General features: G+C 61.8%; 12 protein-coding genes. 5 read left to right on the top strand and 7 right to left on the bottom strand.

Annotated features, from left to right (window positions below):
* Positions 1-81: 81 nt before the first annotated feature.
* The 4 genes from ARUE_RS20185 to ARUE_RS20200 form a co-directional block, all read right to left on the bottom strand.
* Positions 82-1,647, bottom strand: coding sequence for a dihydrolipoamide acetyltransferase family protein (locus ARUE_RS20185; RefSeq protein ID WP_011776493.1), 1,566 nt, complete (start codon positions 1,645-1,647; stop codon positions 82-84).
* A 100-nt stretch (positions 1,648-1,747) separates the two neighbouring features.
* On the bottom strand, positions 1,748-2,728 hold the full coding sequence (locus ARUE_RS20190) for an alpha-ketoacid dehydrogenase subunit beta (protein WP_011776494.1): 981 nt from the start codon (positions 2,726-2,728) through the stop codon (positions 1,748-1,750).
* The gene (gene pdhA / locus ARUE_RS20195; RefSeq protein WP_011776495.1) at positions 2,728-3,918 is read right to left on the bottom strand and encodes a pyruvate dehydrogenase (acetyl-transferring) E1 component subunit alpha; all 1,191 of its coding nucleotides are present in this window, start codon (positions 3,916-3,918) and stop codon (positions 2,728-2,730) included. The genes ARUE_RS20190 and pdhA overlap by 1 nt, the downstream gene beginning before the upstream one ends.
* A 151-nt stretch (positions 3,919-4,069) precedes the next feature.
* On the bottom strand, positions 4,070-5,188 hold the full coding sequence (locus tag ARUE_RS20200; RefSeq protein ID WP_187329905.1) for a histidinol-phosphate transaminase: 1,119 nt from the start codon (positions 5,186-5,188) through the stop codon (positions 4,070-4,072).
* Between the two features lie 72 nt (positions 5,189-5,260).
* Here ARUE_RS20200 and ARUE_RS20205 point away from each other — a divergent pair, with 72 nt between their 5' ends.
* Complete coding sequence (locus ARUE_RS20205; RefSeq protein WP_014923114.1) at positions 5,261-5,689, top strand: phage holin family protein; 429 nt, start codon at positions 5,261-5,263, stop codon at positions 5,687-5,689.
* Between the two features lie 3 nt (positions 5,690-5,692).
* On the opposite strand, the gene ARUE_RS20210 is transcribed toward ARUE_RS20205, so the two are convergent.
* Positions 5,693-7,042: an alpha/beta hydrolase family protein gene (locus ARUE_RS20210; RefSeq protein WP_014923115.1), complete on the bottom strand. Its 1,350-nt coding sequence runs from the start codon at positions 7,040-7,042 to the stop codon at positions 5,693-5,695.
* A 476-nt stretch (positions 7,043-7,518) separates the two neighbouring features.
* Between ARUE_RS20210 and purB the strand changes: the two genes are divergently transcribed.
* The 4 genes from purB (at position 7,519) to ARUE_RS20235 (ending at position 11,016) form a co-directional block, all read left to right on the top strand.
* Entirely contained in the window at positions 7,519-8,925 is a 1,407-nt protein-coding gene (gene purB, locus ARUE_RS20220; protein WP_014923116.1) for an adenylosuccinate lyase, read from the top strand.
* Between the two features lie 274 nt (positions 8,926-9,199).
* Positions 9,200-9,862 carry a histidine phosphatase family protein gene (locus ARUE_RS20225; RefSeq protein WP_011776500.1) on the top strand — a complete coding sequence of 221 codons (663 nt, stop codon included), beginning with the start codon at positions 9,200-9,202 and terminating at the stop codon, positions 9,860-9,862.
* A gap of 145 nt (positions 9,863-10,007) precedes the next feature.
* Entirely contained in the window at positions 10,008-10,511 is a 504-nt protein-coding gene (locus ARUE_RS20230) for a GNAT family N-acetyltransferase (protein ID WP_014923117.1), read from the top strand.
* A gap of 70 nt (positions 10,512-10,581) precedes the next feature.
* On the top strand, positions 10,582-11,016 hold the full coding sequence (locus ARUE_RS20235; protein ID WP_011776502.1) for an acyl-CoA thioesterase: 435 nt from the start codon (positions 10,582-10,584) through the stop codon (positions 11,014-11,016).
* A 390-nt stretch (positions 11,017-11,406) separates the two neighbouring features.
* Here ARUE_RS20235 and ARUE_RS20245 read toward each other — a convergent pair whose 3' ends face one another.
* Both ARUE_RS20245 and ARUE_RS20250 read right to left on the bottom strand, forming a co-directional pair.
* Positions 11,407-12,156, bottom strand: a complete 750-nt coding sequence (locus ARUE_RS20245) for an SDR family oxidoreductase (RefSeq protein ID WP_043470808.1) — start codon at positions 12,154-12,156, stop codon at positions 11,407-11,409.
* Between the two features lie 93 nt (positions 12,157-12,249).
* Positions 12,250-13,590 (bottom strand): MFS transporter, encoded by a 1,341-nt coding sequence (locus tag ARUE_RS20250; protein WP_014923120.1) that lies wholly within the window; start codon positions 13,588-13,590, stop codon positions 12,250-12,252.
* Between the last annotated feature and the right edge of the window lie 37 nt (positions 13,591-13,627).

The following is a 13,627-nucleotide window of genomic DNA, read 5'->3' on the forward strand; positions in this document are numbered from 1 at the left end:
TCCTCTGTTGCAGTTCCGCACCCGGTTGCTGTTCCGGTGCCTCTTGCTGTCCCGCTGCCTGGGCCGGACCGGGCATTCTCGTCAGTCAAGCAGGAGAGCCGGTTCTTCGAGAATGGAGGCCACGTCCGCCATGAAGCGCGCGGACAAATCACCGTCCACCACGCGGTGGTCGAAGGAACCGCCAAGAGTAGTGATCCAGCGCGGGATGACCTCGCCGTCCAAGACCCAAGGCTTCTGCTTAATGGTTCCGAACGCAATGATGGCTACTTCGCCCGGGTTGATAATGGGCGTTCCTGTATCAATACCGAGTGCGCCGATGTTGGTGACAGTCAGGCTTCCACCCTGCATCTCAGCCGGCTGTGTCTTCCCTGCCCTGGCCTTGGTTGCCAGCTCATTGAGGGCCAAGGCCAATTCCTTCAGGGACAGATCCTGGGCATCCTTGATGTTGGGGACCATGAGGCCGCGAGGAGTTGCAGCGGCAATTCCCAGGTTCATGTAGTGCTTCACATGGATCTCCGCGCCGCCTTTACCATCGGCGTTGTCCACCCACGTCGCGTTGACGCTGGGGTTGCGTGCGGCGGCCCAAATCACTGCTTTGGCCAAGATGAGCAGGGGCGAAACCTTGATGCCTTCGAAGTCGCGTGAGACCTTCAGCCGCTTGACGAACTCCATGGTCCTGCTGGCATCCACATCCACGAAAATGCTGACGTGCGGAGCCGAGAAAGCTGAATCCACCATGGCCTTGGCGGTGGCCTTGCGCACGCCCTTGACCGGCATCCGCTCCACGCGCTGATCCTGCGGCTTCTTGGACGCCCCCCAGAAGCTGTCCGCTTGGTCATGCTCAGCATCACGTTGGGCCTGATAGCTCACCAGGTCCTCGCGGGTCACTTCACCGCGTTGGCCGGTAGCCACCACATCAGCGAGGTCGATTCCCAGATCGCGGGCGAATTTGCGCACAGGAGGTTTTGCAAGGACCTTGTTGACCAGACCACTGATGGTTCCGCTGATAGCGGCACCGCGGGAGGCAGCAGCCTGCGGCGCTTCGGCTGTGACGGGTTGCGCTTGAGCGGCAGGCGTCTGGGTGACGGGCGCGACGCCGGCGGCTGCCGCCGTCGTGCGGTGTGCAGCAGGAGTTTCTGCTGCCTTGGCTTCCAGTGCGGCTTGGTGGTCCTGGACAGTACCTTCTGCGTTCTCCTCGACCGTAGCTGCCTCAACCACCGGCCCAGCCGGGCGTTTGCGCGCACGGCGTTTGACGGCGTCAGCCTTGGGCCCGGAACCGACCAACGGGCCGCCTGCCGGACGGTTGTCGTCGCCTTCGTCGTCGACCAGCAACTTTCCGTAGAGGGGCATCTCGACGGCGGGTGCCTCCGGGGCAACCGGCGTCACGGGTGCGGCATCCCCATCCTGTCCTTCCGAAACAGCGATGATCGCCGTGCCGACCTCCACTGTGATGCCTTCCTCCACCAGCAGCTCTGTGACAGTGCCTGCGAAAGGCGAGGGCAGCTCAACGAGGGACTTGGCGGTCTCGATCTCGCACAGGACATCGTTGATGGCAACGACGTCCCCCGGCTTGACCTTCCAAGCCACTACCTCGGCCTCGGTCAGGCCTTCGCCAACGTCCGGCAGGTTGAATTTCTTTACAGTCACAGTGGTCCTCGATTTCCGGTTACCCGGCAGCGAAGCCGGGCTGGATCAGGGCGGTTAGTAGGACGGCGGTGAACAGGCGGTCCTGGTGGAACCGGCAGTTCTAGTAGGACAAGGAGCGGTCGAGCGCCTCAAGGATCTTGTCGATGTCCGGCAAGTAGTCCTCTTCCACCTTGGCAACGGGGTATGGCATGTGGAAGCCGCCAACTCGAATGACAGGAGCCTCCAAGTGCAGGAACGCCCGTTCACTGATGCGTGCAGCGATCTCGCCGCCGATGCCGCCGAAAGTGGGGGCCTCGTGGGCCACGATCAAGCGGCCTGTCTTCTTGACCGATGCTTCCACGGTGTCGAAGTCCAAAGGTGAGATGGAACGGAGATCGATGACTTCAATGCTCCGTCCGTCCTCCGTGGCGGCGTTGGCGGCCGCCAATGCGACCGGCACCAGCGGGCCGTAGGCCACGATGGTTGCATCCGTACCTTCACGAACAACGTGCGCTTTGAAGGGATCCTCGGAGAGACCGGCATTATCCACGTCCACTTCACCCTTGAGCCAGTATCGGCGCTTGGGTTCGAAGAAGATGACGGGGTCCTGGCACTCGATGGCCTTTTGGATCATCCAATAGGCGTCATGGGCGTTGGACGGCGAAATGATGCGCAGACCCGCAGTGTGGGCGAACAGCGCTTCAGGTGACTCGGAGTGATGCTCGATAGAGCCGATGCCGCCGCCGTACGGAATGCGGATGACCACCGGAACGGTCAACTTGCCGAGGCTGCGGGCATGGATCTTGGCCAGTTGGGTGGTGATCTGGTTGAAGGCCGGGTAAACGAAGCCGTCGAATTGGATCTCGCACACCGGCGAGTATCCGCGCAGCGCCAAGCCAATGGCTGTGCCGACGATGCCCGATTCAGCCAACGGGGTGTCAACGACGCGATCGTCGCCGAACTCTTTGATCAAGCCATCGGTGACACGGTAAACACCGCCCAGGTGTCCGATGTCCTCGCCCATCAGCAAGGACTTGGGGTTGTTCGTCAGCGATGCCCGGAGACCCTCATTGATGGCCTTCGCAATGGTCATTGTTGCCATCAGTTAGCTGCCTCCTGGTCGCTTTCGAAGCCGGCCGAGTATTCCTCGAACCACGCAAGTTCTTCCGCAATCAGCGGGTGTTGTTCGGCGTACACACTGGCGAAAGCGTCGCGGATATCCGGGACCTCGAGGCCATGTGTTGTGCTGCGGACGTACTTGGCGAGTTCATCGCCGTCGGCCTTCACTTGGTCGAAGAACGCCTCGTCCGCCAGGCCTTCGGTACGCAGGTACTTCTCCAAGCGGTCCAGCGGATCCTTTTCGCGCCAGGCAGCTTCTTCCGCGGATTCCCGGTACTTCGTGGGGTCATCGGCAGTGGTGTGTGCACCTACCCGGTAGGTGTAGGCCTCAATGAGCACAGGGCCCCGGCCCTCGCGGGCGTGTTCGAGTGCCCACTCCGTAACGGCGTGGACTGCTATGGCATCATTGCCGTCCACCCGGATACCCGGGAAACCGTAGCCCTTGGCACGGTTGGCCAACGGAACCTTGGTCTGGACCTCGGTGGGCACCGAAATGGCCCAGTGGTTGTTCTGGCAAAAGAACACAACCGGAGCGTTGTACGACGCAGCGAAGACCATGGACTCATGGACGTCACCTTCGGAGCTGGCACCGTCGCCGAAGTACGCGATCACCGCGGCCTTGGGGTCTGTGGAATCAGCGGCGGCGAGCTTCTGGTCCCTCTGGATACCCATGGCATAGCCAACGGCATGGAGAGTCTGGGCTGCGAGTACCAAGGTGTAAAGGTGGAAGTTGTTCTCCCGCGGGTCCCAGCCACCGTTGGAGACACCACGGAACTGCTTGAGCAACTCGGCAAGGTCCACGTTGCGGACCAGAGCGACGCCGTGTTCGCGGTAGGTGGGGAAAATGTAGTCCTGGGACTGGCTGGCGTGGGCCGAACCGATCTGCGCGGCCTCCTGCCCGGTCAGCGGCACCCACAAGGCAAGCTCGCCTTGGCGTTGCAGTGCCGTGGCTTCCTGGTCAAAGCGCCGGATCCTGGCCATGTCGGTGTAGAAAACACGGAGCTTCTCCGGATCAATCCGCTTGGCGTAGTCCGAGAAGACAGGATCGGAACCCAGTGTCCCGTCAGGTCCGAGCAACTGCACCATTTCTACTGGTTCGCCTGGCGCGGCTGCTGCCGCGGTGGTTGCCGCGAGAGTTTCTTCCGTCCCGGGGGGCAGTTGTGTCGAGCCCATTCCGTCTCCTTGCTTGCCGTGGCGGGGCGCCGGGCAATGTCTGTCGCTGGGATATATGCCTGTTCCGGAATGCATTCCGGAACAGGCATATATTTTGGCTTTCGTCCCTTACTTTATCGGCAGTAAGTTGCGTTGGCGCATTTGTTAACCGCTAGGAACCTTGCGGAGCCTTTGTATAACCTGCACAGAGATCCAGGAACCGGGTGTTGGCTTCCACCTCGCCGATACTTACCCGGACACCCTCGTTTCCAAAGGCACGGACTGACAAGGCCTGTTCTGCCGCCAAGGCAGCAAACTCCGCGCTGTGCTCCCCGAGATTCAACCAAACGAAGTTGCCTTGAGCCTCCGGAACAAACCAGCCCAACGCTCTCAGGCCGGCCGTCACGCGGTCCCGTTCATCGACCAAGCTTTGTACCCTTTCCACAACCTGATCGAAATTCTCGATGGAGGTGACCGCAGCACGTTCCGCAATTTGGGAAACGGCAAAGGGAGTGGCCGTCACGCGGAGGTGCCGGGTCAGCAAGGGACCGGAGACACTGTAGCCAACGCGCAGACCAGCCAGGCCGTGCGCTTTGGAGAAGGTCCTCAGCACTACCACGTTGGGGTATTTGCGGTAGAGCTTGATGCCATCCACAGCGTCGGCGTCCCGAACGAACTCCTGGTACGCCTCATCGATGACCACCACTACGTTGGGCGGCACTGCTTGGATGAAGCGTTCCGTTTCCTCGGCCGTGAGGATCGGTCCGGTGGGGTTGTTCGGCGTGCACAGGAGGATCACCTTGGTGCGCACGGTGACTGCAGCAGCCATAGTTTCGAGATCGTGACGCCCATCGTGCAGCAAAGGGATTTGCACACTGGCTGCCCCAGCGAGTCCCACGCAGATGGGGTACGCCTCGAAGGAACGCCAGGCGTAGATCACCTCGTCCTGCTTGCCGTCATCATTCTGCCCGGCGAACGTCGCCAGGATCTGGTTCAGCGCCCCAAGGCTCCCGGCTCCGGTGACGACATCGTCAGCAGGAACATCCAGGAAGCCAGCCAACGCGTTGCGAAGTTTTGTAGCCAATGGGTCCGGGTACCGATTGATGTCGGACTGGTCTGCGATTGCCTGCAACACTGCGGGAATCGGAGGCAAGGGGTTTTCGTTGGACGACAATTTGTAGCTTGTGAGGCCCTCAATCGCGGCCGGGGGTTTACCGGCCGCATATTTGGGGAGCCTGTCCACGACCGGACGGGGGATGACGCCCTCCGGTACGTTGTCAGTAGTAGTCATGGTTTCAAGCCTACTTGCCCATCCGCGGCTGACACCGAGCTCTTTAACAGGCGTGTGTGAAAGCATGGGCCCATGGGTTCATTCATCATTCGTGTCCTTATCAACGGGCTTGCCCTGTGGGTTGCAACCTGGCTGCTGCACGGCATGGATATTTCCACCAGCGCCACCCAGTCAGCCGCAGCCAACGCCGGACTCACCCAGGGCGCGGACACCGCCGGCATTATTCTGGCGTACCTGTTCATCGGCCTGATCTTCGGAGTGGTCAATGCCTTCGTCCGCCCCTTGGTTAGGCTGTTGTCCCTTCCTGTGACCATCCTGACGCTTGGCCTGTTCACCATAGTGATCAACGCAGCCATGCTGTACCTGACTGCATGGCTGAGCACGTTCACACCTGTGCACCTCACTATTGATTCCTTCTTCTGGACAGCAATCCTGGCCTCGATCATCATCAGCATCATTTCCATGGTGGCGGGCCTGATTCCAGGTGCCCGCAAGCGGTAGCAGTCACCTTGCGCCGGCCGACGACCTGGACTCCGGAAGATTTGGAATCCGAAGCGTTTCCCGACGGTCCGGCAACGGATCACGCTTCAGTTTGAACCTGGTCACTTTGGCCGCGCCGCCAGCACCTACTATTCCTGTAAATGCCATTGTCGAAGCCGCCAGAGATGGATCGCGGCTCGCAACGACCAGCTCGGCTCCTCTCGCATAGTTCTCCTGACCGTGTCCTGGCCCGATACCGGGGTCTTCCCCTTCTGGAGTTTTGACTTCATCGGTCAGCGTGACGGTCACCCTGTCTTTTGTATCCGCGTTCATCCGGCCGTCCGTGCCAGGGACCCAGTCCTGAACGTGTTCCAGATGGAGTGAGCTGATGCCGGGCTCAGGAGTGATGTTTCCAACAGGGGCTCCCGCTGTCAGCACATACTTGAGGTCGAATTCACTGAGAAAAGCTTTGTTCCGGCTCAGGTTCATGGCGTGAATACCGCCTTGGCTGTGTCCCACAGCCACCACTTGGTCACCCGCTTCGGCACCCGCCTCACGGAGTGCTTGGCCAACGGCCGGCACAACTTCTTCGGAGTCGTAGCCCACAGCCTCGCCAATTCCTTGGACGTCTAAGGGATTGGTACCGGGTGAATCAAGCTGGGTTCCCGGGATGAGCACCATCCATGAAGCGGAGCCGTTGGTTTCAAAGCCAATGACCTCAATCTCGCCGTCGTTAAGGGAGTGAAGCTTCTCGAGGCGCCGGAGACTTTCTGCCATAGTCGGCTGCAAATCCTCGGCGCTTTCATCCATCTTTTCGATGCTCACCGGGCGGGGCTGATAGACGGCCACTGGTGGCGAATCAAGAAGGTGGTGCACCACGTCTCCCACCCCATAGCCGTCGGGGATGCTGCGGTTGTAGTTCTCCTCCGTAAGGTCCCGCCCCAGCGCGAAAATGCCATGTGCGCCGGAGAGCACATATTGATCGAGGCCCAATGCGTGCGGTCTGGAATTCCTGGCCTCGGCTTCCACATAATCTCTGTGGCTGGCTCGCACGCCGGAGCTGACCCCCACCAATTCCTGGCGAACCCGGCCCACTTCCTTCCGACCCTCGGCAACAGCGTTGAGGGCGCTGCAGCCTGTGTCATAGGAGTCGTAGAGGAACGGCTCCAAGGCGTCCTGAATGCGACGGGTCTCTTCCTCTATGCCAAGAAGTTGCCGGACCAAATCATCAAGCTGACCGGCACCTCGAAGCAGTTCTTCGAGCTGAAAGGAGATCCCTCCCACGCCGCCCCGGATGGATAGGGATCCGTCCTGAGCCGGGGGCAGCGGCAGAGGTGCTGCCCCGGCTCCCACTGGAGCTGAATCAGCCATCATGGACCTCTCTCGCCCGAAACGGAGACGTTCTGGGAGTGACGGAGCACCAAAGCAACGGCGGCTTCCACGACCTCACGCGCACGCATCAGCGCTGAAGCGTGCAGGGCAAGGGTTGTCCGGTAGGCGCGCCCTGCGGGAGAAAGCCAATCCTCCACCTGCGCTCTCCGTAGGGACGCAAGGATAGCGTCCACTTGGTCCACGCACGATTGCATTCGCCACGCCAGCCTCTGGACTTCGTGGCTTCGGGAAGCACACTCCAGTGGATCAAAAGTGGGCGGGTTGGGTGCAGGCATCAAGCCGACGCTCATTGTCTGTGTTCTCCATTGGTTGTTCTGCTGATGGGTAGGCTAGACGCTACGGAGCAGAAGAACCCAAAGGAAGCGCGGCCGTCGGCTATGTGGATAACCCGTTAGCCCGTCCACATAGCCTCGTCATCGACTCCATGGGCCCGCGCGGAACATGAAAGAATAGACCTCATGGCTGAATCCCTCCGCGTGTCCCTCGCTTCCGAACCCCTCGCCCTTGGCCCCCTTGACGGCCGCTACCGTGCCGCCGTCGCGCCCCTCGTGGACTACCTGTCCGAGGCCGCACTTAACCGCGATCGCGTTCACGTTGAAGTTGAGTGGCTCATCCACCTGACCAGCCAGTCCGTTTTGCCAGGAGCGGGCCCGCTGTCCGACGAACAGGTGGCCCAGCTGCGCGCCATCGTTACCGAATTCGATGCCGCGTCCGTTAGCGAACTCGCCGAAATCGAAGCCGTCACCGTCCACGACGTCAAAGCTGTTGAGTACTACATCGGCCGCCGGCTGCCTGCCATCGGCATTGAGAACCTCACGGCTCTGGTCCACTTCGGTTGCACGTCCGAGGACATCAACAACCTCTCCTACGCCGTGGGTATCAAGGGCGCAGTGGAAGATGTGTGGCTGCCCAACGCCGCCGCCCTCGTGAAGCAGATCGAAGCCATGGCCGCAGCAAACCGCTCCGTGCCCATGCTGTCCCGTACGCACGGCCAGCCCGCTACGCCCACCACACTGGGCAAGGAACTAGCTGTTATCGCGCACCGCTTGAACCGCCAGTTGGCGCGCATCGCCAAGACTGAATACCTCGGCAAGATCAACGGTGCCACCGGAACGTACGCAGCCCACGTGGCTTCAGTCCCGGGTGCCGACTGGGAAGCAGTCGCCAAGACCTTCGTGGAAGGCCTGGGTCTCACGTGGAACCCGCTCACCACGCAGATCGAGAGCCACGACTGGCAGGCCGAGCTGTACGCGGACATCGCACGCTTCAACCGCATCCTGCACAACGTCTGCACTGACATCTGGAGCTACATCTCCATCGGTTACTTCCGCCAGATTCCGGTTGCCGGGGCCACGGGTTCCTCCACCATGCCGCACAAGGTCAACCCGATCCGCTTCGAGAACGCCGAAGCCAACCTGGAGATCTCCAACGGCCTCCTGGACACGCTGGGTGCCACCTTGGTCACCTCCCGCTGGCAGCGCGACCTCACGGACTCCTCCTCCCAGCGAAACATCGGGGTCGCCTTCGGCCACTCGCTGCTCGCTATCTCCAACGTAGCCAAGGGATTGAAAGCCCTCGACGTCGCGGAGGAAGTCCTCGCGGGCGACCTCAACACCAACTGGGAAGTCCTTGGCGAAGCCATACAGATGGTCATGCGTGCCGAGGCAATTGCCGGTGTCGAAGGCATGGAAAACCCCTACGAGCGACTCAAGGACCTCACCCGCGGCCAGCGCGTGGACGGCGCCCGCATGCAGGAATTCGTACAGGGCCTTGGCCTCTCCGCAGACGCCGAAGCCCGCCTGCTCGCACTGACCCCGGGCAAGTACACGGGTATCGCGGACAAACTGGTGGACCACCTGCAGTAGGGATCACCTGCTGTACTACTGAACGCTCAACGACGGCGGGCCAGGGCTGGGTGCCCCGGTCCGCCGTCGGCGTTAATCCGCAGTCGGCGTTTAGGCTGGTGAACAGAAGCGCGTTCCTTCCCGGTTGCTGTTACCAGCAGGTCAACGGGGCCCGTGAGACACGGTGTACCGGGCTGTTCCGGTGCTGAGTCGGCTGGTTGGCTGGGAGTAACCGGGCAGGAGCGCGGCAGGCCAGTAAGACCGAAACGGTTACGACGTTAGGAGCGGAGCACTCATGAAGCTCCTGTTGATTAGGCACGGACAGACGCCCGGCAATGTGGCTGGTCAGTTGGACACCGCGTTCCCGGGCCCGGGACTGACTGAACTCGGTGAACGCCAGGCGGCCGCCCTTCCGGAGGCGTTGGCCGACGAGGCAATCGAAGCCCTGTACACCTCAACCCTGCTGCGCACCCATCGGACCGTAGCTCCTTTGGCGCGGGCCACAGGATTGGAGCCGACAATCCTTGAGGGTGTCCATGAGATCGAGGCCGGTGCACTGGAGAAGAAAACTGACCACGAATCCCACCGCCGCTACATGGGCACGGTCTTCGCTTGGACAGACGGAGACTTGGATGTGCGCATGCCGGGAGCGTTCAGCGGGCACGACTTCTTCGCCAGGTTCGATGCTTCCGTTGACAAAGTCGCAGCAGCGGGTCATTCGACGGCGGCAATCGTCAGCCATGGTGCCGCGATCCGCTGCTGGGCCGGGCGCAGGGCAACGGACATCGATACCGTGTTCGCCGAAACGCATCAACTCCCGAACACCGGGATCGTGGCACTGGAAGGGGACCCCGAAGGCGGATGGCGGGTGCTGCACTGGGACCAGATCCCTGTCGGAGGCATGGCGTTGGCAGACCGAACCGCCGAGGACCCCACGGGCGAGGCACTCCAACCCTGATCCCCGCGAGCCTGCTTCGGCACGTCGCGAGGCCGGGCCCGCAATTCTCCCGACGCTTACGCGCAGGAAACACCACGGTAACCACAGCTCCCTAGGCTTAAGACGCATAGACACCTCCGACGAAACCCGGCGAATTGAGGCACAAATGCAGACGAACCCACGGCTCAACATTCGGCAGGTCACGTGGGCCAACCCCGTGGGCGCAGACCTCCGCGCCGCACAGCAGGCAGAACTGGATTCACGCTTCGGAAGCACGGACCATGAGCCCGGCCCTCCACCGTCGGAAGCCGACACTGCGGTCTTCGTGGTGGCTTACGAGAAATGCTCAGGACAGCCGCTGGGATGTGGCGGGCTCCGCATGCTGGATGAGAACACGGCCGAAATCAAAAGGCTGTACGTGGTCCCCTATGCCCGGGGATCGGGAGTGGCGAGCTCCATCCTGGCAGCGCTCGAGGCCCAGGCTCATTCCCACGGGTTCACTGTGATTGCAGCGGAGGCCGGATCGGCACAGTCAGATGGCCGGAGCTTCTACGAAAGTGCCGGTTTTGCTCCTGTGCCGAACTTCGGCCCGTACATAGGTATCAACGAATCGTATTGCTACTCCAAGCGGCTCGATTCACACAGTGCTTCGCACACGGCAATGGCCTAGCGGAGGGGACTGGTCTGGCGCGGCGCCGCAACATCAAGCGAAGGTTGCCCCAGTTCGATAATCTCGGATTATGGAAAAAGCAGACATCACCTTTCGCACCCGTAAATGGGTGCGGCCCGAGGACCTTAACGCCAACGGCACACTCTTTGGTGGAAGCCTGCTGAAGTGGATCGATGAAGAGGCCGCGATCTACGCCATCCTCCAATTGGGCAACGGCCGCGCCGTGACCAAGTACATTTCCGAGATCAACTTTGTGAGCTCCGCAGTCCAGGGCGACTTGGTGGAGATGGGGCTTACCGCGAAGCGCTTCGGTCGCACGTCCCTGACCATGCGCGCCGAGGTCCGCAATATGATCACACGGGAGGCGATCCTGACCATCGAGGAAATCGTCTTCGTGAACCTCGGGCCCGATGGCCGCCCGCAACCGCACGGCTACACGGAGATCACGTATGACCGCGACCGCATCCCCACGCACCACCTAACCGAAACGCTCGACGAAGACTGAACCACCCGGCGTCGGGCGCTTTATCACTGCAGGTACCGGAACACAGTCCATGTGCGGGAATTCAGGCGGCAGTCGGGGGTGTGCCGCGCACTGAATGTCGCCTTCCGGCCGGCCCCTGCCGAGCGAAACATTGCCTTGCCCCCACATGCCAGGCAGACCAACTGCTGCCGCCGTGGCTCCTGCCAGTATTCGTCGTGGTTATCAAAGTCCTCGGCATCCCAGTCTTTCCGGTCGGCGAGGCACAGTGCCCTTCTCATCGGCTGTGGCTTTCGAGTAGTAAACAGCACTTATACGGGTGCTGGCGGCCGCGATCAACGCGGCCGCCAGCCTATATATCCGGTGACGGGAGTGTGTGTCACCGGAACTTTTGGGGCGCCTGAACTGAAGGCGTTAGCGCCGGTCGAACGTCAGCCCACCGGGCACCTGAAACGTCGGCATAAGTTCGAGCATGCCCACATTCACGTGCCGCGGCGTTTCGATGGCGTAGTCCAAGGCGTTGACGATGTCATCCGTGGTCAGCGACTCGTAGCCCTCGTAGTAGGTCTGCCAGGCCTCTTGCATGGCCTCGGGCGTGCCGCCCATGTTGCGGCCGAAGATCTCGGTTTCCACACGGCCCGGGCAGATCTCGGTGACGCGGATGCGCTTGCCCACGGTGTCGTTGCGGAGCTGGCGGGAGATCTGGTGCACGGCGGCCTTGGTGGCGTGGTAAACCGTGTGGCCGTAGAAGTTGTAGGTGCCGGCGATCGAGCTGATGTTGATGACGTGGCCGAGGTCGCGTTCCACCATGCCTGGCAGCACCAGGCGCGTGAGCTGCAGCAGGCCGCGAAGGTTTACGTCCACCAGTTCGTCGATGTCGGCTTCGGAGGAATCCAGGATGTTGCCCGGGCGGGAAACGCCAGCGCAGTTCACCAGAACGTCCACCTGGAGGTCATTTACGACGGCGGCCAGCGCGGCCGTGTCCGTCAGGTCCACTACGTGCGGGACGGCTCCGGTGCGGTCGGCCAACTCGGCGAGGCGTTCCTCGTTGCGGGCCACGGCGTGAACCGTCAGTCCGCGCTTGGAGAGGCGCTCGGCGATGGCTGCACCCATACCGGTTGAGGCTCCGGTGACGAGGGCGGTGGTGTAATCGGAAAAAGTCATTGGGTCCTCCAAAAGGTGGGGATCGGTGGGGCTCAGTGCGCCGGACCCGGAAGCCCGGCGCACTGGCCGCAGGTATGCCGCAGCGGGTGGGGGTTAGGCGTCGCGCAGTGGTTCGTGCGCCCGGTCCTTGACCGTGCTGACAGCGATCAGTGTGCCGAGGGCGGTGACCACTGCGTAGAACGCAGGCATGTAGATGTTGCCGGTACTGCCTATCAGCCAGGTCATGAGCAGCGGGGCGGTGCCGCCGAACAGGGCCGAGGAGATGTTGTAGCCGAGGCCGTATGCGGAATAACGGACGCGGGTGGGGAACAGCTCGACGATCAGGATGTGGATCACTGCGGTGTGGCCGGCGAAGACGATGGCCATGATGCAGGCGCCGAGGATGGCCAGGCCCATTTCGCCGGTGGCGATGAGGGCGTAGGACGGGATGCCCAGGATGGCCATGGCGATCGCGGAACCGGCAATGACCTTCTTGCGGCCGACGCGATCGGACAGGGCGCCCATGAACGGGATGGCGATGCAGATGACAACCAGGCTGCAGGCCGTCACCAGGAGGGCTTCGCCGATGGTGAAGTTCAGCTGCTTGCCCTTAAGGAACGTGGGCATGTAGGAGAAGAGGACGTAGTAGCCGGAGCCATTCATCAGCGGGATGAAGAGAGCCAGGAGCATGGCGCGGCGGTGTTCCTTGGACTGGAAGGCTTCCTTGAGCGGGTTCTTGGAGAGACCGCCCTCTTCCTTCAGCTTCTCGAAGTTGGGGGTGTCGCTTATGGCCTTGCGGATGTACCAACCGATGATGCCCATGGGGATGGCCACCAGGAACGGGATACGCCATGCGAAGGAGCCGAAGCCACCGCCGTCGATAGCTGCTTGGGTGAGCCAGGGCGACATGGAGAAGGCTACCAAGGTACCCGTGAGCAGTGCTGCGAAGGAGGCGATCTGCGCGTAGGAGGTGATGATGCCACGCTTGCCTTCCGGGGCGTGCTCAGCAAGGAAGGTCATGGCGCCGGCAGCCTCGCCGCCAACGGAGAAGCCCTGGAGGAGCCGCATGAGGACCAGGAGGATCGGAGCCGCGATGCCGATGGCTGCATAAGGGGGCAGCAGACCGATACCGGCGGTGGCAACACTGATCAGGAGGATGACGAAGACCAGGAGCTTTTGCCTGCCGATCCGGTCTCCGAGGTAGCCACAAACCACTGCGCCGAGCGGGCGGACGAAGAACGAGACCGCGTATCCGGCGAACACGAAGAGCAAGGCGTTGTCCGGGTTGCCCGGGGCCAGGAAGACGAGAGCCAGCGTTCCCGCCATGAAGGCGAAAATGCCGTTGTCGTACAGTTCCACGAAGATGCCAACACAACCTGCGGTGACAACCTTGCGGGTTTGGCGGCTCGTGAGCCGCTCATGCTGCACTGGTGCAGCGTTGGTGCTTGCGGTCATGACTTTTCCTTACTGAGATGAGCGTAGCAACGCCTAC

It is taken from the genome of Arthrobacter sp. Rue61a, from assembly GCF_000294695.2.
GTDB lineage: Bacteria > Actinomycetota > Actinomycetes > Actinomycetales > Micrococcaceae > Arthrobacter > Arthrobacter aurescens_A.